Origin of the sequence: Comamonas testosteroni TK102 (assembly GCF_000739375.1) — a bacterium.
GTDB classification, from domain to species: Bacteria; Pseudomonadota; Gammaproteobacteria; order Burkholderiales; family Burkholderiaceae_C; genus Comamonas; species Comamonas brasiliensis.
Genome location: NZ_CP006704.1, coordinates 2344454 through 2365149 on the forward strand (window position 1 = coordinate 2344454; position 20696 = coordinate 2365149).

Consider the following 20696-nt stretch of genomic DNA (forward strand, 5'->3'; position numbering starts at 1 on the left):
GAAACACAGTTGTGAAACTGAAATGCCGACACCATGGTGGCGGTGCCGGCAGACAGAGGAAACGCATCGGAAATACTAGAGAGATGGCTACAAACTCACTGCCAGAGTGGGTATGACTGGCGGCTTACAAACAGCGGTGGCAAGACTTGGTCCTGGGCAAAGCGCAAGGCTTTCGGCCCGGCCGCGTCTGGTCTTCTCTCGCATCTTGCATCTTGCATCTTGCATCTTGCATTCAAAGGCCTTGCGGTCAAAGGACTCCTGAACATGACAGAGCAGAGCATTCAGACAGCTGCCCACAAGATGGTCTATATCCTGGTGGTGGAGCAAAGCTTGCGTGCCGGCGAGGGCATGAGCGAGCAAGCGCTTGCCGCCGATCTTCAAAAGCACGGCATCGGTGAAGGCGAGCGCCAGTCCGCGCTGGACTGGGCCATGGGCAAGGGCTGGCTGGAAAAAGCCGAAGGCGGTGAGGTGCGCCTGACCGAAGCCGGCTTCGACATGAATTTCACGCAGTAGCGGCAGGCGCCGGGCAGCGGCCGCCGCCCGCGCTCATTCCAGATACACGCCTTTTTCCTTTTTGCGCGCCCGCATGCCGGTGCGCAGGAACAGTTCGCTGCCGCCTTGCACGGCCAGAGGCTGACCGGGCTTGCCGCCGTCCTGGGACAGGTGGGCATCGGCGCGCGCATTCCAGTGCTCCAGAAGATCCTGCAGGGCAAGGCGCTCCGCCTCGTTCAGCTGCGGATGCTGCTCCAGGAACTCCTGCAGATACTGGCGCGCATCCTGCTCCAGTTGCTCGCGCGTGGTTGCCAGCGAGATATAGCTGATGTCATCGTCGCGTCCGCTGGTATGCGTGCCAAGCAGATAGCAGCCAATATAGTCGCCCCGGGGCTGACCCACGGCCGGGTCCTGGCTGAGTTTCTTGAACAGACTGAAGGGCCACATGCGTTGAATTCCTTGGGACTGACGCAAACAGGGCGGCTCGACGGGCATTTCCATCGACAGAAAACCATGCCTGATCCGAGTCTGCGTAAGTCGTTTACCTAACACCGGGCCATGGCCCAAACAGGTATTGTCGCCCATGGCTGGACGCGATCAGCATGTGGATGTTGCGCACCGGACGCATGACAAGAGGCGATATGGGAGACATCACTTCGGCGGCAGAACCTTCTGCCAATCCTTGGCTCAGGCGCACATGGCATCTGGCGGCTGCGGCCTGCGGACTGGTTTTGCTGGCAGGGGCCGCGTTGGCGGTCTATGGCGTGCGGGCCCAGCCGCGCCTGGATGGCAAGCTGGTCCTCGACGGGCTTGAGCGCAGCGTGTGGGTCAGGCGCGACGACTCCGATGTCACGCATATCAGCGCCGAATCGCCGCAGGATGCCTGGCGGGCTCTGGGCTTTGTCCATGCGCAGGAGCGCGGCTGGCAGCTGGAGTTCAACCGCCGTCTGATGCAGGGGCGGCTGTCGGAGACGCTGGGCCCGGCCACGCTGGAGCTGGACAAGCTGATGCGTGCTCTCGACATTCATGGCGCGGCGCGGCGCCAGTATGCGGCGCTGCCGCCTGCCGTGCAGGAAGCCTTGCAGGCCTACAGCCAGGGCATTGCGGTCTTCCATGCGAGGCCCGCTCAGGCTGCCGCGCCGGAGTTCCTGCTGTTGGGCACCCGGGCCGGCAACTGGGAGCCGGAAGATACCGTGGGCTGGGCGCTGATGATGGCGCTGGACCTGGGCGGCAACTGGGGCAACGAGTTCGCGCGGCTGAATCTGCTGCAGGTCCTGAGCACCGAGCAGCTGTGGCAGCTGATGCCGGCCTATCCGGGCGAGCCGCCCGCGACGGCGGTGGATCTGGCCAGCCTGTACCGCCAGCTCGGTGTCTACCGGGAGGCGGATGCTCAGCCCAAGGTCTCGGCACCGGCCGGGCAGATTCAGTCGGCCTTGCAGCAATGGGCGGCCTCCACGGCGAGGGACATGGGCACGAATGACGGACTGGGCAGCAATAACTGGGTGGTGGCTGGAAGCAAGACCCGAAGCGGCAAACCCTTGCTGGCCAACGATCCGCATCTGGGGCTGAGCGCTCCGGCCATCTGGTATTTCGCGCGCCTTCAGTCGCCGCAGGGTCGGGCCGGCGACGGCAGCGTCCTGAGCGCGCTGGACGTAACGGGTGCCACCTTGCCCGGCATGCCCTTTGTGGTGCTGGGTCGCACGGCGCAGGTGGCCTGGGGCTTTACCAACACCAATCCCGATGTGCAGGACCTGTACCTGGAGCAGATCAACCCGGCCGATCCCAGCCAGTACCGCACGCCCACGGGCTGGGAAAATTTTGCCGTGCGCGAGGAGGTCTTCAAGGTCAAGGGCCAGAGCGACGTCAGGGTGACGCTGCGCAGCACGCGCCACGGCCCCGTGATCAGCGATGCGCAGCAGCAATATGGCAAGGTCATCAACACCGATCGCTATGCGCTGGCCCTGCGCTGGGCGGCGCTGGACACGGACAACCGCACGGTGGAGGCCGGCCTCAGGGCCAACGGGGCGCAGAACGTGGCCGAACTGTTCGAGGCGTTTTCCATCTACCACTCACCCATGCAAAGCATTGTGGCGGCTGATGTGCAGGGCCATATTGGCTTCAAGGCCGCGGGAAGGGTGCCGGTGCGTGCGCCCGACAATGACTTGCGCGGCGTGGCGCCCGCGCCCGGCTGGGATGCGCGCTATGACTGGCATGGCTGGCTGAGCTACGAGCAGACGCCGCAGGACGATGGCGCTGCGCGTGGCTTTGTGGCCACGGCCAACCAGCGCGTGACGGAAGCTGGCTATGCGCATTTCCTGACCCAGGACTGGAGCCTGCCCTACCGCCACCAGCGCATAGAGCAGTTGCTGTCGGCCGGCAGCCAGCATGATGTGGCCAGCATGGCGGCGATCCAGAACGATGTGCAGTCCCTGGCCACCCGGACCTTGCTGCCCGTGCTGCGCAAGGCGCAATCGAGCCACGCCCTGGCAGCGCAGGCGCAGCAACTGCTGGCGGACTTCGATGGGCAGATGGAGCGGGATAGGCCGGAGCCGCTGATCTTCTCGGTCTGGGCCGACGAGCTGACGCGCGCCCTGGTGATTGCGCGCATTGGCGAGCAGCGCTTTGCCATGAGCTACGGCAAGCGGGACTTCCGCGCCGGGCTGGAAGGAATCCTCGCGCGCAATGACGCCTGGTGGTGCGCGCCGCTGAGCTGCGAGCAACAGGCCGGGCAGGCGCTGACCCGCACGCTGGACAAGCTGCAGGCTGCCTACGGCAATGATCCGCGCCAATGGCGCTGGGGCGCGGCGCATGCGGCGCTCAGCGCGCACAAGCCGCTGGGCTCGGTGGCGGCACTGGCGGGGGTATTCAATGTGAGCGTGGCCTCGGGCGGTGATGCCTATAGCGTCAATGTCGGGCAGTACAACGCCAATCCGCCGCCCGCCGATGCCAAAGGCCCGCTGAGCGGGCGCTTTGTCAGCCGCCATGCGCCCTCGCTGCGCGCCATCTACGACCTGGGCGATCCGGAGTCCTCGCAGTTCATCTACCAGACCGGGCAGAGCGGGCTGGCGCTGTCGGCCCGTTATGCGGACATGAGTGCGGAGTGGGCCGACGGACGCTACCGCCCGCTGCAAATGCAGCCGAGGCGCTGGCGCCATGTGCTGGAGCTGCAGACCGGACAGCGCGTGGATGGCTATAAGTAAGTGAGCTTATAGCGCATGTATTGCATTGATTTCAGATATAAATAATGCTGAAAATCAATGATTGCATGCGCTAAAAGCTCCTGTAGAAATAGCAAGCAGCAGCCGCAGTCTTAGCAGTCACAGTCTTTCAGCGCAGGAAGTCTTCGATCAGCCTGGCCACGGCCTCTGGCTGGTCGTGGTGCAGCATATGGCCTGCGTCCTGCACATGGGCGATCTCGCATTGCGGGATGTGGCGAATGCGCTCGTGGTATTGCTCCAGCGTGTAGCGGCCCTGGTGCCACTGGCCCAGGCTGTCGTCCGACGCTTCGACCGACAACGTAGGCGCGCTGATGGCGGCCAGGCAGGCCAGGGCTTCGTCCACGCGGTAAAGATAGGGGTTGGCGATCTTGTGCGCGGCGTCGCCCAGAATATGCCAGCGGCCCTTGGCATCGGGGGCCGACCAATGGTGAGCCAGCCATAGCGCCTTGTCGCGGGGCAGGCGGCGATTGGTTTTTTGCAGTCGGTTGGCAACGGCCTCCACGCTGTCGTAGGACGCGAGGCCCAGGCCGCCGGCACGCTGCTCGCGCAGCTGATCCATCCACTGAGCCAGACGCCCGGGGGCCTGGTCGGCCGTGGTCGGCGCCATGCCGAAGCCCTCGAGATTGACAAAGCGGCGAATGCGCTCGGGCCGCGCTCCCGCATACATGCAGGAGATATTGCCCCCCATGCTGTGGCCGACCAGGTCGATGGGCTGATCGGGCGAGATCTGCTCCAGCAACATGTCCAGATCGGCCAGGTAGTCGGTGAAGTAGTAGCTGTCGCAGGGTTCGGCGCCGCGGCTCAGGCCGAAGCCGCGCCAGTCGTGGGCCACGATGCGGCGACCCTGCACAAAGGCGTCGCTGAAGGCGTCGACCACAAACTGGTAGGAGGCGGCCACATCCATCCAGCCATGGGCCAGCACCAGAACAGGCAGATCCGGATCGAGCCGGCAGCCGGCCTCGGGCTCCCAGCTGCGCAGGTGACACTGCATATTGCGCACGGGCAGCATCTGCGACTGCCACTGGCGGCGCGGCTGATAGGGAGGGATATCGGTGATCGGGCTGGTCTGCGTGGGGTGATGCGTTGTCATGGGGTCTCCGTTGATTTGATTATTGCTGCGCTTGCGGCATGGCCCGTCGTGCGCGGGACAGCCGGGTGCGCAAAAACAGGGAGTCCGCCGTGGTCTTGGGCTCTCAGGCCCTAAACTCGGGAGCATGACTTTTGCTGCATCCAACTCACGTCTTTCCATGAATCCCGTCGCTCTGGGTCAGAGCGATCTGCGCGTCAGCCCCATCTGTCTGGGCACCATGACGTTTGGTGAGCAGGTTGACGAAGCCGAAGCCTGGCGCATCATGGACCGCGCCGTGGAACGCGGCGTGGATTTCTTCGATACGGCCGAAATGTATTCCGTGCCGGCCCGCGAGGCCACCTGTGGCGCGACGGAGTCCATCATCGGCCGCTGGCTCAAGGCCCGCCCCGGCATGCGCGAGCGGATCACGCTGGCCAGCAAGGTGGCCGGCCCCTCGCGCGGCATGCCCTGGATCCGCGAAGGCTCGGGCCTGTCGGCCCAGGATATCGTTCGCTCCTGCGACGCCAGTCTCGAGCGCCTGCAGACCGAGGTGATCGACCTCTACCAGATTCACTGGCCAGAGCGCCATGTGCCTGCCTTCGGCGGCATGTACTACGACCCCGCCAAGGAAAGCTCGCTCACGCCCATCCACGAACAGCTGCAGGCCCTGGCCGGTCTGGTCAAACAGGGCAAGATCCGCCACATCGGCCTGTCCAACGAGACGCCTTATGGCGTGCATGAGTTCGTGCGCCTGGCCGAGCAGCACGGACTGCCGCGCGTGGCCGCGATTCAGAACCCCTATTGCCTGGTCAACCGCAGCTATGAGAACGGGCTGGACGAAACCTGCCACCGCCTCGATGTGTCGCTGCTGGCCTATTCACCGCTGGCGTTCGGCCTGCTGACGGGCAAGTTCGACCAGTTCGCACCGACCGAGGAGGGCGCGCCCAAGCAGGCACGCATCGCCAGGTATGAATCGGTGCAGAGACAGCGCTGGGGCCGCCCCGATGCGCTGGCCGCTGCGCGCCGCTACAACGCGCTGGCTCAGCAGCATGGCCTGACGCCGGTGCAACTGGCGCTGGCTTTCTGCTACACCAAATGGCAGGTGGCCAGCACCATCATCGGTGTGACTTCGGTGGCCCAGCTCGACGAGGATCTGAATGCCTGGGGCACGCAGCTGCCAGCCGAGCTGCTGGCCGCAATCGACACCATCCGCTGGGAGATGCGCGACCCCGCTGTCTGAGCATTTAATGAGGGAAAATGGCTGCAGGCCCATGTGGAGCATGTGCCTGCAGCTATCAAGATTGAATCATGGCAAAAAAAGACAAGAACGCCCATGTGAGCGAGACGCCGGCCACGCAGATGCTCAAGGCCCACAAGGTGGAGTTCACAGAGCACCCTTATGACTATGTGGAGCATGGCGGCACCGAGGAGTCGGCGCGTCAGCTGGGACTCGACGAGCATGCGGTCATCAAGACCCTGGTGATGCAGGATCAGGATGCCAAGCCGCTGATCGTGCTTATGCATGGCGATTGCAAGGTGTCCACCAAGAACCTGGCGCGCCAGATCGGAGCCAAGAGCGTGGAGCCTTGCAAGCCCGAAGTGGCCAACCGCCACAGCGGCTATCTGGTGGGCGGCACCTCGCCGTTTGGCACCAAGCGCGAAATGCCGGTCTATATCGAGGAAACCATACTCGCGCTGCCACGCATCGCCATCAACGGCGGGCGGCGCGGCTATCTGGTGCAACTGGCCCCTGAGGTTTGTACCCGTCTGCTCGATGCCCGGCCGGTGCACTGCGCGCTGGCAGAATAGGGGTCTAGCCAACCGGGGCAGACGCCGGCTGGCAAAAACGCAAACAACAAGGACTTACGCCCACCAGGATGCACAACGGGCATGACGGTCTACAAACCGCCGTGTCTGATCCGGGTTGCGCAAGTCGTGACAACAATCGGTGCCGCCGACCTTGGTTGGCGAGCCTTTGGGCCAGTCTCTGGCCGAGGAATTCCTTTGAACGCCCTCTATCCCGTTATCGCCGTCATCGCGGCCTATCTGATTGGTTCGCTGTCCTTTGCCGTCATCGTCAGCCGCGTCATGGGCCTGAACGACCCGCGCACCTATGGCAGTGGCAACCCCGGGGCCACCAATGTGCTGCGCTCGGGCAGCAAGGCGGCTGCGGCCGTCACGCTGGCGCTGGATGCACTCAAGGGGCTGGTACCCGTGGTCCTGGTCAAGGCCTTCGGCGAGCCGTTCAGTCTGGGCGACAGCACGGTGGCACTGGCCGGCCTGGCGGCTTTCCTGGGCCATCTGTATCCGGTGTTCTTCGGCTTCAAGGGCGGCAAGGGCGTGGCCACGGCGCTGGGCGTGCTGTTGGGCATCAGCGGCTGGCTGGGTCTGGCGACGGCGCTGACCTGGGTCATTGTGGCCGTGTTCTTGCGCTATTCTTCCCTGGCCGCGCTGGTAGCCTCGGTGTTCGCGCCCGTGTACTACGTGCTGTGCAGCGGCATCGTCTGGGATGCGGAAACGCCCATCACCGCTGCGATTGTGGTGATGGCGATCCTGCTGGTCTGGCGTCATCGCGAAAACATCCAGCGCCTGATCGCCGGCAAGGAGTCCAGGCTGGGCCAGAAAAAGACCGAGGGCTCCAAGCCTGCAGAGGGCGCGGCCCGCAAGAGCGGCAAGAGCAAGCATCGCTAGGGCGCGGCTGCTGCATTTCGCCGAGGCCGCCTTCAGGCCTCTTCCATCCAAGCGCAAGAAGCTCCTGATTAAATAGCAAAAAGATATGGCTTCCAGCCCATCGCAGCGCGACTACAGCGCTCCCTGTCCTGGTTGTGGCGCGCCGGTCCACTTCGCGAGTGCGCAGTCGAGTTTTGCCGTCTGCGAGTTCTGCCGCAGCACCGTGCTTCGCGATGGCGAGACGCTCAAGCGCATTGGCTCCATGGCCGAGGTGTTCGAGGACTACAGCCCGCTGCAGCTGGGCGCTTCGGGCATGGTCAAGCGCAACGGCAAGCCCGAGCCCTTCAGCATCGTGGGCCGCGCGCAGTACAAAAGCGCGGCAGGCAACTGGTCGGAATGGGTGGCTGCGCTCAGCAACGGCGAACTGGCCTGGCTGAGCGAGGACAACGGCAGCTTTGTCTTTGCCGTGAACTGGCAGCCGCCGGGCTGGAATGTGACCGAGTTCCAGCAGCGCGAATGGCGCATGGGCCGTGAGCTCAAGGCCGGCACGGAATCTTTCACCGTCACCAGCATTCAGGATGCACAGCTGATGGCGGCTCAGGGCGAGCTGCCCCAGTTGCCCCAGCTGGGCAAGAGCTTCAAGCTGGTGGAACTGCGCAGTGAGAAGAACCAGATTCTCTCCATCGACTTCAGCGACAAGACACCGGCCTTCAGCCTGGGGGCCGCTGTGGCGCTGGAAGCATTGCAGATGCAGGGCCTGCGCAGCAGCGCCCAGCAAAAAGCCCAGGGGCGCCACTTCAACTGTCCCAAGTGCGGTGCTGTAGTGCCCGTGCGCTTTGACACCACCAAGGCCCTGAGCTGCCCCAGCTGCGGCAGCCTGATCGACATGTCCAAGGGCATGGGGGCGGAGCTGAGCTATGCCGAGCAGCGCAGAAAGGTCAAGCCTCTGATCCCGTTGGGCAGCGAAGGCACGCTCGACGGCCTGAAATGGCAGGTAGTGGGTTTTCAAAGGCGCAGCGGGCGTGGCCTGGGCGAAGATGAGGACGACAGCTTCACCTGGGACGAGTACCTGCTCTACAACAAGAAGGCGGGCTTTTCGTTCATCGTCGATTCGGAGGACGGATGGAGCACGGCACGCGTCATCACGGGTGCCCCCAAGCTCAGCAAGAACGGCGCCACTGCGACCTATCTGCAGCGCAAATACCAGCGCGACTATGCCTACCTGGCCGAGACTGAATATGCCGAGGGCGAGTTCTACTGGCCCGTCTTCAAGGGCGCCAGGTCCAGCAATGTGGACTTTGCCAATGGCGGCAAGCAGTCCACGCTGGCGCTGGAGACCGCCAATCAGGAAACCACCTGGACCCACGGGCAGCGTGCGTCGGCAGAGACCATTGCCCAGGCCTTCGGCACTGGCAAGCTCAAGGACCGCTCCCAGGCCAGTCCTCTGTCGGGCAGCGGCTTCAGCTGGGGCACGATTCTTTTCTGGCTGTTCCTGCTGCTGTTCATACTGCCGTTCCTGCGTGCCTGCATGTCCAGCTCCAACTGCGATCCGCGCACCGACCCCAACTGCAGCTACAGCCGCTCCAGCAGCGGCTCCTATGGTGGCTATACCTCCGGCGGAAGCCACAAATAGCACCCCATCTCATTCGAGGAGAGAGATCATGTTTGACTGGTTCAACCCCCAGAACTTCTTCGGCTCCATCATCTACGCCCTGGTGGGCGTGGTGGTGTTCTGGCTGTGCTTCATCATCATCGACAAGATCACGCCCGTAGACATGTGGGCCGAGATCGTGGAGAAGCACAACAAGGCGCTGGCCATGGTGGTGGCGGCCATGTGCCTGGGCATCAGCATCATCGTCGCTGCGGCGATACATTGAGGCTCCCCCTGAGGCGCTGCGCGCCTTCCCCCTCTCTCTACGCGCTGGGCGCTAGGGGAGGGAGACGACAGCTTCGCTGCGGGGCGGCCCTTGCTCGCTGTCCCTGGCAGGCAGAGGACGGCGCGCCTGTTTTACGGTTAAAGGAATTAGATGACTTCGATGGTGGCCGAGGAGCATAGCGCTGGCCAGGGGCCTCGGCCCATTGATGTAGCGCTGCTGGCCAGCGTGTTCGTGATTGCGGCCTGTGGTCTGCTCTATGAGCTGGCAGCAGGGGCGCTGGCGTCCTATCTGCTCGGCGATTCGGTGCTGCAGTTCTCCACCATCATCGGCACCTATCTGTTTGCCATGGGCATAGGCTCGTGGCTGTCGCGCTATTTCGAAGACCAGCTGCCCGCGCATTTTCTGCGTGTGGAGCTGATGGTGGCACTGGTCGGTGGTGCCTTGCCGGCCGTGCTGTTTCTGGCCAATGCCTATGCGCCGGGCGCGTTCCGCTTTCTGCTCTACGGCATGGTGATGGTGGTGGGCACGCTGGTGGGGCTGGAGATTCCGCTGGTGATGCGCATCTTGAAGCGCAATGCATCGCTCAAGGATCTGGTCTCCAAGGTGCTGACCTTCGACTATCTCGGAGCCCTGGCCGTGTCGCTGGCCTTTCCCATCGTGCTGGTGCCCAAGCTGGGGCTGGTGCGCACAGGTCTGCTGTTCGGCTTCATGAACGCAGCCATTGCGGTCTGGGCCCTGGTGCTGTTCAGGCATGAGCTGCGCAATCTGCGTGCCCATGCCTGGGCCTGCGCGCTGGTGCTGCTGGCTCTGGGCGGCGGCATCGCGGGCGCGGATCAGCTGACCCGGCTGGCCGACGATCATTTCTACCAGGATCGCATCGTGCTGAGCAGCAGCTCGCCCTATCAGCGCATTGTGGTGACACAGGGACGCCAGGGCGCGCGCTTGTATTTGAACGGCAATCTGCAGTTTGCCCAGAGCGACGAGTACCGCTATCACGAAGCGCTGGTCCACCCCGCCATGGCCGCACATGGCGCACCGAAGAAGGTGGCGGTGCTGGGCGGCGGCGACGGCATGGCCGTGCGCGAGGTGCTCAAGTACCCAGGTGTGGAATCCGTCGTGCTGGTGGAGCTGGACCCGGCCATGACCGATCTGTTCAAGAGCAATGCCATGATGACGGCGCTCAATGGCAATGCGCTCAACGACGCTCGCGTGAGCATCGTCAATACCGATGCGTTTCACTGGCTGCAGCAAAGCGCCGAGACCTTCGATGTGATCGTGGTGGACTTTCCTGATCCCACCAATTTCGCCATAGGCAAGCTGTTCACCAATAGTTTTTATTCGCTGCTGGACAAGCGTCTGGCGGCCAGCGGTTATGCCGTGATTCAGACCACCTCGCCGCTGATTGCGCGCCAGAGCTTCTGGACCGTGGTGCAGACCGTAGAGTCCGTGGGCCTGACGGCCAGGCCCTATCACGTGCATGTGCCCAGTTTTGGCGAATGGGGCTTTGTGCTGGCCAGCCACCGTCCCTGGCGCGAGCCTGAGGCCTTGCCCGCCGGCATGCGTTTTCTGACTCTGCCCACGCTGCGCCTGATGTTTGACTTCCCTCTCGATATGGCGCGCGTGCCCACCGAGGTGAATCGCCTGTCCAATCAGGTGCTGGTCAACACCTATGAGCGCGAGTGGGGCAAGGTGGAGCATTGATGCGGGCCGATCTGAAGCGGCGCAACTGGCTCGGGCTGGCGGCCGCCGGCGCTTTGGGCGCAGCAGGCCTGGCCGGCTGCAAGCAGCCAGCGCCCAGACTGGAAGATCTGCCGGGCGGCTTCAGTGGCGTGGCGCTGGAGCGCGGTCATGGCCTGCGCCCTTTCTGGCAGCGCCTGGCGCAAGGGCTGGAGCTGCCTGCACCTGCCGTGGTGCACCGGGCGCCGGTCGTGATAGCGGGCGGCGGCATGGCCGGGCTGGCGGCGGCGCGCGCGCTGGAACTGGCCGGCGTTCAGGATGCAGCCTTGCTCGATACCCAGACCGCCATGGGCGGCAACAGCCAGGGCGGGCAGGTCAAGGGCATAGCCTGCCCCCTGGGTGCCCACTATCTGCCCGTGCCCGGCGACGATGCCCATGAGGTGCAGGATTGGCTGGAGGAGCTGGGCGTGCGCCAGCGTGCAGCCGGCCGCTGGCGCTATGACGAGCGCTATCTCTGCCATAGCCCGCAGGAGCGCTTGTACTGGCAGGGCGGCTGGCATGAGGGACTGCTGCCCGTGCAGGGCGTGAGCCAGCGCACGCTGGAGCAATATGCACTGTTTGAAAAGCAGGTCGAGGCAGCGTCTCGGGCCGCAGCCTTTGCCATGCCATCGATCCGTGTCTGGCAGCGCGACGCGGGTCTGCCTGCCTCTCATGCCGTGCTCGATGCACAGTGTTTCGACCAATGGCTGGCGGCGCAGGGACTTGATGACGAACGTCTGCTCTGGTATCTGGACTACAGCTGCCGCGATGATTTCGGAGCCGGTCTGAGCCGCGTCTCGGCCTGGGCGGGGATTCATTATTTCGCCAGCCGCCATGGGTTTCATGCGCCGCGTCCGCAGCCCGAACATGAGAGCGAAGCGGACGGCGAGCAGGTGCTGACCTGGCCCCAGGGCAATGGCTGGCTGGCCCAGCAGCTGCTGACGGGACTGAAGGCCACACAGCTCCAGGCTGATTGCAGTGTGCTCGCCATCACCGAGGAGGTGGGCGGCGTGCAGATCGAGGTCTATCACCATGGCCGCCAGCAGCATGAACGCTGGCTGGCGCAGCATTGCGTGGTGGCCTTGCCCAGTTTTGTGGCCGCACGCGTGCTGCGCAATGCGCCCGATTTTCTGCGCACCGTGGCGGCGCGTCTGGACTGGGCGCCCTGGCTGGTGGCGAACATCCATATCGACCGACCGCTGGCCGACTATCCGGGAGCGGAGCCCGCCTGGGACAATGTGCTGTACCGCGATGGCAATGCGGGCGGGCTGGGCTATGTGGATGCGGGCAATCAGCGGCTGGACCGCATACGCCGCCAGCCCACGGTGCTGAGCTACTACCAGGCGCTGGGGGACTGGGCCGATGGGCGCAGGCAACTGATGCAGCAACCGTTTGCCTTCTGGCGCGACCGCATCGTGAACACGCTGAGCGAGGCGCACCCCGATCTGCTGCAGCATGCCACACGCATGGAAATCACCCGCTATGGCCATGCCATGGCGATTCCGCGCCCTGGTGATCAGCGCATATTGAGTGAAATAGCTGTCAAGTTCAATACGAGTAAGCGAAAGCTGCTATTGAACGGGGAGCGCGTACAGGGTCTGCCCACGCCTGCAACGGCGCGGCTGAGCTTTGCGCATGCGGACTGGGCTGGCTATTCGGTACTGGAAGAGGCGTTCACGCGCGGCCACCATGCAGGCTTGATGGCAGCACATGGCATCTAGAGCGCAAAGCCTCAGCGTCTGCTGCCCGGCAGCTTGACCATGCGGTACAGCTCGGCATTGCCGCGTGCGCTGTGAATGCCCAGCTGTGCCATGGAGCGCAGATCCAGATCCAGCGTCAGCGAGGAACGCGCCAGCGCGGAGGTGATGGCCGGCCTGCGCCCGTCCAGATGCCAGATGGGCGGGTACATGCTGTGGCCATCACTGTCGATCACGCTGGCTATCTGGGGCTCCTCCAGGCTTTTGCCACGGCGCAGCACGACGGCGACTTCGCCATTGCCCAGCTGCACATAGGTGCCGGGCGGGTACAGACCCACGACATCGATCAAGGCCTGCTTGACTTCGTCGGCGTATTGTCCGCCTTGCTGCAGCACCTGCAGCGACTCGGTGGCAGAGCGCCCGCTGCGGGTCTTGCGCGGGCTGATCAGGGCCGCATAGCGATCCACCGTGCCCAGAATGCGCACCAGGCGCTCCAGCGGCTGCAACTGTGCCAGCGGCGCGGGCTGCAGCACGACATGGTGGTATTGCACGGTATCCAGCCAGAGTTGGTCGCGCACCATCAGCCGCTCCAGCATCAGGCGGCCCTCCATGGGGTGTTGCTTGACGGCTTCGGACTGCTGGCTGTTCAGCGGCGTGCGTTGCTCGGCCAGCTGGTTTTGCAGCACGGTCATGCCGATATTCATGGTCAGCGCGGCGCGTATCAGTGTGTCGCGCTCGGACTGAGGCAGCCCAAGCTCCTTGGCAAGGATATGGCACAGCCCTGCGCAGACCACGGCATGAGAGGGACTGTAGCCCACGGTGGTCGAGCTGGCACGCTGAAACATCAGGTACAGCGCGGCGTCGCTGTCCTGGGTGATGAGGTCCTGCAACCATAGATCGAGCTGGCGCAGCTTGATGGCAAAGCCGGGAATACGCAGCGGCTCGGTCAGCAACAGCGCCAGTGCCGCCTCCAGATCTGACCACAGGCCCAGCAGGTCTTCATAGGGGTCGTCGTAGCGTGCTTGCATGGGCGTGAGGCGGGTTCAGTTCTTTTCCAGAACCATCTCATTGCCCCTGCGGGTCATCTGAAACTGGGTCAGCAGATTGTTGCCCAGCAGCACATAGGGCATGGATTGGGGGGCGACGACGGCGTCCATGCCGTAGACCTCCATTTCGCCCAGCTTGACGCTGTCGAGCTTGATGCGCCAGCCCTGGGCAGTGCCGTTGGCGGTGCGCATCAGTACGGGGATGCCCTGTTCGTAGGGCAGGCCCATGCGATCGGCATCGGCACGGCCTATGGCAATGGTGCTGGCGCCGGTGTCCACCATGTACTGCATGGTTTTGCCATTGATATAGCCACGATCGATGAAATGGCCGCGCGAGTCGGCGATCAGGACCAGCCGGCCCGAGCGCGCGGCGCCGCCAGTGCCGCCCCGGCTGCCCACGCTGACCGGAGCATCGCCCAGGCGCACGGTCTGGCGCCGGCCCTTGATATCCACCACGGCGGTGTCGCCGCTGACCTGCAGCAGGCGCACTTCCCTGTGGCTTTCGTTGACGGCCAGTGCCTTGGGGGCGCTGCCATCAATGACCAGCAAGGCCTTGCTGCCCAGCACGCCGGTCAGTGCCACGGACTGGCCCCAGGCGCAGCCGGCGGCCAGGCCGACCGACAGCAGAAGACCCATGCGGCGCAGGCCGCAGGCCCCCGGCCAGGGCATTGGCCGGTCGCTCCGCACGGCGGCAGAGGAGCAGGCAGCGAAGCTGCGCAGCAGGGGTCTCATTCAATCGCGGAAGTTGTTGAACGACAGCGGATGGTCGGCCAGGTCCTTGCGGATCAGGGCCATGGCCGCCTGCAGATCGTCGCGCTTGGCGCCGGTGATGCGGACCTTCTCTTCCTGAATGGCGGCCTGCACCTTGAGCTTGCTTTCCTTCATCAGCTTCTGGATCTGCTTGGCCAGCTCGGACTCGATGCCGTTCTTGACCTTGATGAGCTGCTTGACCTTGTCGCCGCCAATCTTCTGTGCCTTCTGGATGTCCAGGAAGCGCACGTCCACATTGCGCTTGGTCAGCTTGTTGCGCAGCAGGTCCTCGACTTGCTGCAGCTGGAACTCGGCATCGCCATACATGGTGATTTCCTTGTCCTTGAGCTCGACGGCGGCCGAAGTGCCCTTGAAGTCGAAGCGGGTGCCAATTTCCTTGGTGGCGTTGTCAACGGCGTTCTTCACTTCGACGAAATCGGCTTCGCAAACAGTGTCAAAAGAAGGCATGTGTAATTCCTATCAGTATCAGAGCGGTGAACAGCCACAGTGCGCCGGGCCGTGAAGTGCTGCTTGCCAGCAGCGGAGCAGGCGCAGTGCGACAATTGGGTGGATGTTAGTCGAGAAAAATGTTCCCCTGCAGCATTGCAACACCTTTGGCATTGCCGCGCGCGCCGAAACACTGGTGCGCATTCGTAGCCAGGACGATATCCGCCAGTTCCTCGCCGACCCGCTATGGGGCCGGCAGCCTGTGTTTGTCCTTGGCGGTGGCAGCAATGTGGTGCTGACGGGCGATGTGGCCCCCGTGGTGCTCAAGATGGAAATCATGGGCATGCGGCTGCTGCACGAAACCGACAGGGACTGGATTGTCGAGATCGGCGCAGGCGAGCGCTGGCACGATATGGTGGCATGGACGCTGGCCCAGGGCTATACAGGTCTTGAGAACATGGCGCTGATTCCAGGCACGGTCGGCGCGGCCCCGGTGCAGAACATCGGGGCCTATGGGATTGAGTTGCAGGATCGCTTCGATTCCCTGGATGCCATCGATCTGGTGACCGGCGAGCAGTTCAGCCTCAATGCTGCGCAATGTGCCTTCGGTTACCGTGACTCGGTGTTCAAGCATGCACCAGCCCAGCCCAAGTACTGGCCCGTGGCCGGCTCGGCGGCCGTTCCGCGCGGTCTGGGTCTCAAGGGGCGGGCGGTGATCACCCGCGTGCGCCTGGCGCTGCCCAAGAGCTGGAAGCCGGATCTGGGCTATCTCGATCTGCAGCGCAAGCAGGCCGAAAAAGGCATAGAGCAGCCGACTGCGCAGCAGGTCTTTGAATGGGTCTGCGAGATCCGCCGTGCCAAGCTGCCGGACCCAGAAGTCACCGGCAATGCAGGCAGCTTCTTCAAGAACCCCACGGTGACTACCGAGCAGTGCGCGGACATCATCGCGCGCGAGCCCAAGATTGTTCACTACCCCATGGATGACGGCTCCATCAAGCTGGCGGCCGGCTGGCTGATCGATGCCTGCGGCTGGAAGGGCAAGACCATGGGGCGCGCAGGCGTCTATGACAAGCAGGCGCTGGTGCTGGTCAACCGCGGTGACCGCCACAGCATAGACGCCAGCGTGACCGGCGGTGAGGTGATGACGCTCGCCGGGGCCATCCAGACCAGTGTCTACGAGCGCTTCGGGATTCGCCTGGAACCCGAGCCGGTGGTGATCTGAACTTGCGAGAGCCCACAAAAAATGGAGCCCAAGGGCTCCATTCTTGAGAGCGGCAACGGCTTACTTCCAGAATGCCGGACGCAGCAAGATACCGGAGATGCGGTAGGGGGCCTTGGGCTCGACCGCCAGCTCCATGGGCACGAAGCCCTTGGTGCAGCTCAGCAGCACGCTGGTGGCCAGAGGCGTGGAGCTTTCCATGCGACCGACCGTCTGGCAACTGCCTACGCCGGTGCGCACCGAGTCCAGGGCTTTCTGCACGGTGTCGATGGGAGAGTTCTTGAGGAACTCCTCGTTGAAATTGCTGGCGGCCAGCTTGGACTTGCCGTCCATGGCCGCCACTACAGCTTGCAGGCGTTTGCGCAAGGCTGCGTCAGCGGCAGCTGCATCCACATTGGCAGGGGCTGCCTGGGCTGCAGGTGCAGCCTGCGGTGCGGCGGCCTTGGCTGCATCGGCTGCTGCGGCATCGGGCTGGGCCTGAGCTGCAGTCATGAAGCCGGCAGCAGCCAGCAGGGCGGTCAGACAAACAGCATTGCGTGTTTTGGTGGAGATCATTCCGTTGAGCCTTTCGTCAAACAACGAAAGGCACTGTAAACCTTCTGCAAGCTTTATTTCGCCAGACAGCAAGCTGTTTTTGTGAATGAATGGCAAAGACCTGGTGCAGGCTGTGACGGTGGTGCGACTTTGTTGCAGCGCAGACAAGCTTGTTTGTCAGGGTTACTGCTTGCCGGGACGGCTTGCGCACTGCCTAAAATCTGTTGCACTGCAATAGCTCAATTGACGACGGGGCAGACCCCCAGAACATAAAGGACTTGCAATGCAAGAAAGCAAAGAGGGCAAAGACGGTGATGTCCAGGCGGGGAAGCAGCGAATCATCAAGAAGTACCCCAACCGTCGTCTGTACGACACCAATACCTCTTCATACATCACGCTGGCCGAAGTCAAGCAACTGGTCATGGACAGCGAGCCGGTGGTCATCAGGGATGCCAAGACCAATGAAGACCTGACGCGCTCCATTCTGTTGCAGATCATTCTGGAGGAGGAGGCCGGTGGGGCACCCATGTTCTCCGAAGCGATGCTGGCCAACATCATCCGCTTCTATGGCCATGCCATGCAGGGCTTCATGGGAAGCTATATCGAAAAGAACGTGCAGATGTTCACGGACTTCCAGAGCAAGCTGGCGGGCCAGTCCCAGGGCGCGAATCCCGAAGCCTGGAAGCAGTTCATGAGCATGCAGCCTCAGGCCATGCAGGGTTTGATGGGCAGCTATATGGAGCAGTCCCAGAACATGTTCACCCAGATGCAGGAGCAGATGCAAAAGCAGACAGAGCAGATGCTGGGAGTGTTCGGCATCAAGCGCTGAACGTTCAAATACTGTTCCAGAGCGGGCCAGCGGCCCGCTTTTTTTATGGCCGCTACGCTGGCCTGCCTGCGCTAGTCCCAATTGACGATGCCCTTGATTGTCTCCGGCCGAACAATGATTTCGTTGCTTCGCAATTGCGAGCCGGCAAGGAAGAACAACGACAAGAGAAGTTCAATGACAGGTAGATGCATGGCAATGCATCCAAGGAGACTAGGCATGAAGTTAGGAGTGGGGGCCCGTTCGCTGGCGGTCCTGGCCGCAGGCGCGTTGTTGGCGGGGGCTGTCTGGGCCAGGGCAACGCCTGATGAACTGGCCAGGTTGGGCAAGTCGTTGACATGCACGGGCGGAGAAAAAGCGGGCACGGCCAGTGGCGTGCCGGAGTTCACCGGGAAATGGCTGGGCACGCCACCCGGCATTCAATACAACCCGCATGCGGGCCTGCATCCTGTGGACCCTTATGCCAGTGAAAAGCCTTTGTTCACCATCACGGCAGAGAATCTGGCCCAGTACGCCGAGCGCCTTACAGAAGGCCAGAAGGCCATGTTTGCCAAATACCCCAGGACCTATCGCATCCCGGTCTATCAAGGGCACCGCGACTTCCGCTTCTCGGATGCCGTCTGCGCGGCTGCCAGGAAGAACGCCCAGGAGGCCGTGATGAATGCCGACGGCCAGGGCACCACGGGGGCGGTCAAGGGCGCGCTGCCCTTTCCGTTTCCCCGCAGTGGTCTGGAGCTGGCCTTCAACAACCTGCTGCCATCACGTGCCTTTACCGAACATACGCTGCGTGACAATGCCAATGTGCTGGCCGATGGCAGCATCGTCTGGGGTCGGGCCGACAACCGCGCTTTCAGCCAGGTCAACGATCCGGCCAATGCCGGGCAGCCACTGAGTAGCCCCATGTCCCAGGGCATGAATGCGGTCAGGCTGCCCGAGCGTGAGAAGGGCGGCGTCAGCGTGGTGTCCGAGCCGGTGGAGTTCGGCAAGGAAAAGCGCCTGGGCTGGAGTTATGACCCCGGCACCCGCCGGGTTCGCCAGATTCCCGAATACGGTTTCGATCAGCCTCTGTCGGGCACCGGTGGCAAGCTGACCATTGACTCCGACCGCCTGTTCAACGGCTCGCCCGAGCGCTACCACTGGAAGTCGCTGGGCAAGAAGGAAGTCTATGTGCCGGCCAATGCCTACAAGATTCACGGCAGCAGCGTGAAGTATGCAGACCTGCTCAAACCCGGCCATGAAAACCCCGACTACATGCGCTACGAGCTGCGCCGTGTCTGGGTGCTGGAGGCTTCGCTCAAGGACGGCTATCGCCACATGTTCGGCAAGCGCGTGCTGTTCCTTGACGAGGATACCGGTCAGGCACTGATGAGCGATTACTACGATGCCCGTGGTCAGCTGTGGCTGCAGGCGGTGGTCAACCATTACTACGCCTTCGACGCCAGAATCTGGCATGCGGGCACCAGCTTCTATCACGACCTGAACTCCGGCGGCTATGTGGCCTACAACCTGTTCCAGGAGCGCCCCCAGGGCCCTGTGTTGAACAAGGGCAATATGACCGCAGCCATGTTTACGCCCGAGGCGGCGCGTAACGCCGGCAACTGAAGAACATGAATCCGGCAAACAGCCTGGGGTGCACATTGGTGTGGCTGCGGGCTGTTTGCCGGCCAGGCTGGGAGGCGCTTGCGCCTCCTTTTTTGTGTGGCAGTGGCAATGCCCTGTTCAGGGCCGAGAAAAAATCACGAGGAGACAGAGGATGACAAATCGTTTGCAGGGCAAGGTGGCCCTGGTCACTGGTGGCGCCAGCGGCGTGGGGCTGGAAGTGGTGAAGCTGCTTCTTGCCGAAGGTGCCAAGGTCGCATTCAGCGATATCAATGAAGCGGCAGGTCTGCAACTGGCGGCGGAGCTGGGCAAGCACGCCATGTTCGTCCGCCATGATGTGAGCAGCGAGACGGACTGGAAGCTTGTGATGGCGGCGGTGCAGCAGTGTCTGGGCAGGCTCGATGTGCTGGTCAACAACGCCGGCATCCTGCTGCCGGGCGACATGGAAACCGGGCGTCTGGAGGATTTCAGCCGCCTGCTCAGGATCAACACCGAGTCGGTCTTCATCGGCTGCCAGCAGGGCATTGCGGCAATGAAGCAGGGCGGCGGCTCCATCATCAACATGGCTTCGGTATCGAGCTGGCTGCCCGTGGAGCAATATGCGGGCTACAGCGCCAGCAAGGCGGCCGTGTCCGCGCTGACGCGCGCTGCTGCGCTGAACTGCCGCAAGCAAGGCTATGCGATTCGCGTCAACTCCATCCACCCCGATGGCATCTATACGCCGATGATGCAGGCTTCGCTGCCCAAGGGCGTGAGCCAGGAAATGGTCTTGCATGATCCCGAGCGCAATCGCGCCGGACGTGCCTATATGCCCGAGCGCATTGCACAGCTGGTGCTGTTTCTGGCCAGCGACGCGTCCAGCGTCATGAGCGGCAGCGAACTGCATGCCGATAACTCGATTCTGGGCATGGGGCTGTAGATGACGGCTTGAATCCGGCAGACCGTCACGAAGGCCTTGAATCATTTCAAGGCCTTCGTCGTTTTGCTGAGTAGGATGACGGCACTGAACAGCAGACAGGCGCGCGTTCAACGTTCCAATTCGCTCGAGCTTTGAGAAGGTGTTTCATGAAACTGGGCTACACAATCGTCTATGTCCCCGATGTCCCGGCATCTCTGGACTTCTTTACCCGCGCATTCGGCATGCAGCGGCGTTTTCTGCATGAATCCGGAACCTACGGCGAGCTCGAGACCGGGCAGACGACGCTGGCATTTGCCGCCCATGAGCTGGGTGGGCTGAATTTTCCGGGAGGCCATGTCGAAGCGCACAGCTCCGCCAAGCCATTGGGCTTTGAAATCGCGCTGGTCACGGAAGATGTCGAGCAGGCCCATCGAAACGCGCTGAGCGCCGGCGCTGCCGAGATGGCAGCACCGACAGCCAAGCCCTGGGGGCAGGTGGTGTCCTATCTGCGTTGCCCCGATGGCTGTGTGGTGGAGCTCTGTACGCCCATGAATGCCTGAGCCCAAGAGGTGGTTGGCCGTCGCCGGCCAATCCTGGTGCTCAGCCCCAACCGCAACCGCAACCGCAGCGAGCCGGGG

At 63.2% G+C, this 20696-nt stretch carries 20 protein-coding genes; 14 read left to right on the forward strand and 6 right to left on the reverse strand.

The window, feature by feature from the left end; genetic code table 11:
• Positions 1-264: 264 nt before the first annotated feature.
• On the forward strand, positions 265-513 hold the full coding sequence (locus O987_RS10665; RefSeq protein WP_043372117.1) for a hypothetical protein: 249 nt from the start codon (positions 265-267) through the stop codon (positions 511-513).
• Positions 514-546: 33 nt separating this feature from the next.
• Here the strand turns inward: O987_RS10665 and O987_RS10670 are convergent, their stop codons facing one another.
• Positions 547-939 carry a hypothetical protein gene (locus O987_RS10670; RefSeq protein WP_043372119.1) on the reverse strand — a complete coding sequence of 131 codons (393 nt, stop codon included), beginning with the start codon at positions 937-939 and terminating at the stop codon, positions 547-549.
• A 194-nt stretch (positions 940-1133) separates the two neighbouring features.
• Between O987_RS10670 and O987_RS10675 the strand changes: the two genes are divergently transcribed.
• On the forward strand, positions 1134-3692 hold the full coding sequence (locus O987_RS10675; RefSeq protein ID WP_051962165.1) for a penicillin acylase family protein: 2559 nt from the start codon (positions 1134-1136) through the stop codon (positions 3690-3692).
• Positions 3693-3819: 127 nt separating this feature from the next.
• Here O987_RS10675 and O987_RS10680 read toward each other — a convergent pair whose 3' ends face one another.
• Complete coding sequence (locus O987_RS10680; protein WP_043372124.1) at positions 3820-4800, reverse strand: alpha/beta fold hydrolase; 981 nt, start codon at positions 4798-4800, stop codon at positions 3820-3822.
• A gap of 157 nt (positions 4801-4957) precedes the next feature.
• On the opposite strand from O987_RS10680, the gene O987_RS10685 reads away from it, so the two are divergent.
• The 7 genes from O987_RS10685 to O987_RS10715 all read left to right on the forward strand — a co-directional run bounded on the left by O987_RS10685 (position 4958) and on the right by O987_RS10715 (position 12763).
• The gene (locus O987_RS10685) at positions 4958-6019 is read left to right on the forward strand and encodes an aldo/keto reductase (protein WP_043372126.1); all 1062 of its coding nucleotides are present in this window, start codon (positions 4958-4960) and stop codon (positions 6017-6019) included.
• A 68-nt stretch (positions 6020-6087) separates the two neighbouring features.
• Positions 6088-6588, forward strand: coding sequence for a Cys-tRNA(Pro) deacylase (gene ybaK, locus O987_RS10690; RefSeq protein WP_043372128.1), 501 nt, complete (start codon positions 6088-6090; stop codon positions 6586-6588).
• A gap of 195 nt (positions 6589-6783) precedes the next feature.
• The gene (gene plsY / locus O987_RS10695) at positions 6784-7470 is read left to right on the forward strand and encodes a glycerol-3-phosphate 1-O-acyltransferase PlsY (protein ID WP_043372130.1); all 687 of its coding nucleotides are present in this window, start codon (positions 6784-6786) and stop codon (positions 7468-7470) included.
• An 85-nt stretch (positions 7471-7555) separates the two neighbouring features.
• Complete coding sequence (locus O987_RS10700; protein ID WP_043372132.1) at positions 7556-9082, forward strand: DUF4178 domain-containing protein; 1527 nt, start codon at positions 7556-7558, stop codon at positions 9080-9082.
• Between the two features lie 28 nt (positions 9083-9110).
• Positions 9111-9326 (forward strand): DUF350 domain-containing protein, encoded by a 216-nt coding sequence (locus O987_RS10705; protein ID WP_003056416.1) that lies wholly within the window; start codon positions 9111-9113, stop codon positions 9324-9326.
• Between the two features lie 150 nt (positions 9327-9476).
• Positions 9477-11027 carry a polyamine aminopropyltransferase gene (locus O987_RS10710; RefSeq protein ID WP_043372134.1) on the forward strand — a complete coding sequence of 517 codons (1551 nt, stop codon included), beginning with the start codon at positions 9477-9479 and terminating at the stop codon, positions 11025-11027.
• A complete protein-coding gene (locus O987_RS10715; RefSeq protein WP_043372136.1) occupies positions 11027-12763 on the forward strand; it encodes an NAD(P)-binding protein in 1737 nt (578 codons plus the stop codon). The genes O987_RS10710 and O987_RS10715 overlap by 1 nt, the downstream gene beginning before the upstream one ends.
• Before the next feature lie 11 nt (positions 12764-12774).
• Here the strand turns inward: O987_RS10715 and O987_RS10720 are convergent, their stop codons facing one another.
• From O987_RS10720 to O987_RS10730, 3 genes are all read right to left on the reverse strand, one after another.
• Entirely contained in the window at positions 12775-13767 is a 993-nt protein-coding gene (locus O987_RS10720; protein ID WP_003056413.1) for an HD-GYP domain-containing protein, read from the reverse strand.
• Positions 13768-13782: 15 nt separating this feature from the next.
• A complete protein-coding gene (locus O987_RS10725) occupies positions 13783-14421 on the reverse strand; it encodes a retropepsin-like aspartic protease family protein (protein WP_353240928.1) in 639 nt (212 codons plus the stop codon).
• Positions 14422-14517: 96 nt separating this feature from the next.
• Positions 14518-15003, reverse strand: coding sequence for a YajQ family cyclic di-GMP-binding protein (locus O987_RS10730; protein WP_003056407.1), 486 nt, complete (start codon positions 15001-15003; stop codon positions 14518-14520).
• 103 nt (positions 15004-15106) lie between these two features.
• Between O987_RS10730 and murB the strand changes: the two genes are divergently transcribed.
• A complete protein-coding gene (gene murB / locus O987_RS10735; protein WP_003056403.1) occupies positions 15107-16204 on the forward strand; it encodes a UDP-N-acetylmuramate dehydrogenase in 1098 nt (365 codons plus the stop codon).
• A gap of 60 nt (positions 16205-16264) precedes the next feature.
• Here murB and O987_RS10740 read toward each other — a convergent pair whose 3' ends face one another.
• Positions 16265-16756: a hypothetical protein gene (locus O987_RS10740; protein WP_019043344.1), complete on the reverse strand. Its 492-nt coding sequence runs from the start codon at positions 16754-16756 to the stop codon at positions 16265-16267.
• Between the two features lie 262 nt (positions 16757-17018).
• On the opposite strand from O987_RS10740, the gene phaR reads away from it, so the two are divergent.
• The 4 genes from phaR (at position 17019) to O987_RS10760 (ending at position 20618) form a co-directional block, all read left to right on the forward strand.
• Complete coding sequence (gene phaR, locus O987_RS10745) at positions 17019-17564, forward strand: polyhydroxyalkanoate synthesis repressor PhaR (protein ID WP_003056399.1); 546 nt, start codon at positions 17019-17021, stop codon at positions 17562-17564.
• Between the two features lie 216 nt (positions 17565-17780).
• Positions 17781-19163: a DUF1329 domain-containing protein gene (locus O987_RS10750; protein ID WP_043372138.1), complete on the forward strand. Its 1383-nt coding sequence runs from the start codon at positions 17781-17783 to the stop codon at positions 19161-19163.
• 151 nt (positions 19164-19314) lie between these two features.
• Entirely contained in the window at positions 19315-20079 is a 765-nt protein-coding gene (locus O987_RS10755; RefSeq protein ID WP_003056395.1) for an SDR family oxidoreductase, read from the forward strand.
• Between the two features lie 146 nt (positions 20080-20225).
• Positions 20226-20618, forward strand: coding sequence for a VOC family protein (locus O987_RS10760; protein WP_003056394.1), 393 nt, complete (start codon positions 20226-20228; stop codon positions 20616-20618).
• Positions 20619-20696 lie beyond the last annotated feature (78 nt).

Bases quoted from the DNA above. Each gene is read 5' to 3' on its own strand.
- O987_RS10665 (WP_043372117.1), top strand. From the start codon at position 265: ATGACAGAGCAGAGCATTCAGACAGCTGCCCACAAGATGGTCTATATC.
- O987_RS10670 (WP_043372119.1), bottom strand. From the start codon at position 939: ATGTGGCCCTTCAGTCTGTTCAAGAAACTCAGCCAGGACCCGGCCGTG.
- O987_RS10675 (WP_051962165.1), top strand. From the start codon at position 1,134: ATGGGAGACATCACTTCGGCGGCAGAACCTTCTGCCAATCCTTGGCTC.
- O987_RS10680 (WP_043372124.1), bottom strand. From the start codon at position 4,800: ATGACAACGCATCACCCCACGCAGACCAGCCCGATCACCGATATCCCT.
- O987_RS10685 (WP_043372126.1), top strand. From the start codon at position 4,958: ATGAATCCCGTCGCTCTGGGTCAGAGCGATCTGCGCGTCAGCCCCATC.
- ybaK (WP_043372128.1), top strand. From the start codon at position 6,088: ATGGCAAAAAAAGACAAGAACGCCCATGTGAGCGAGACGCCGGCCACG.
- O987_RS10700 (WP_043372132.1), top strand. From the start codon at position 7,556: ATGGCTTCCAGCCCATCGCAGCGCGACTACAGCGCTCCCTGTCCTGGT.
- O987_RS10705 (WP_003056416.1), top strand. From the start codon at position 9,111: ATGTTTGACTGGTTCAACCCCCAGAACTTCTTCGGCTCCATCATCTAC.
- O987_RS10710 (WP_043372134.1), top strand. From the start codon at position 9,477: ATGACTTCGATGGTGGCCGAGGAGCATAGCGCTGGCCAGGGGCCTCGG.
- O987_RS10715 (WP_043372136.1), top strand. From the start codon at position 11,027: ATGCGGGCCGATCTGAAGCGGCGCAACTGGCTCGGGCTGGCGGCCGCC.
- O987_RS10720 (WP_003056413.1), bottom strand. From the start codon at position 13,767: ATGCAAGCACGCTACGACGACCCCTATGAAGACCTGCTGGGCCTGTGG.
- O987_RS10725 (WP_353240928.1), bottom strand. From the start codon at position 14,421: ATGGGTCTTCTGCTGTCGGTCGGCCTGGCCGCCGGCTGCGCCTGGGGC.
- O987_RS10730 (WP_003056407.1), bottom strand. From the start codon at position 15,003: ATGCCTTCTTTTGACACTGTTTGCGAAGCCGATTTCGTCGAAGTGAAG.
- murB (WP_003056403.1), top strand. From the start codon at position 15,107: ATGTTAGTCGAGAAAAATGTTCCCCTGCAGCATTGCAACACCTTTGGC.
- O987_RS10740 (WP_019043344.1), bottom strand. From the start codon at position 16,756: ATGATCTCCACCAAAACACGCAATGCTGTTTGTCTGACCGCCCTGCTG.
- phaR (WP_003056399.1), top strand. From the start codon at position 17,019: ATGCAAGAAAGCAAAGAGGGCAAAGACGGTGATGTCCAGGCGGGGAAG.
- O987_RS10750 (WP_043372138.1), top strand. From the start codon at position 17,781: ATGAAGTTAGGAGTGGGGGCCCGTTCGCTGGCGGTCCTGGCCGCAGGC.
- O987_RS10755 (WP_003056395.1), top strand. From the start codon at position 19,315: ATGACAAATCGTTTGCAGGGCAAGGTGGCCCTGGTCACTGGTGGCGCC.
- O987_RS10760 (WP_003056394.1), top strand. From the start codon at position 20,226: ATGAAACTGGGCTACACAATCGTCTATGTCCCCGATGTCCCGGCATCT.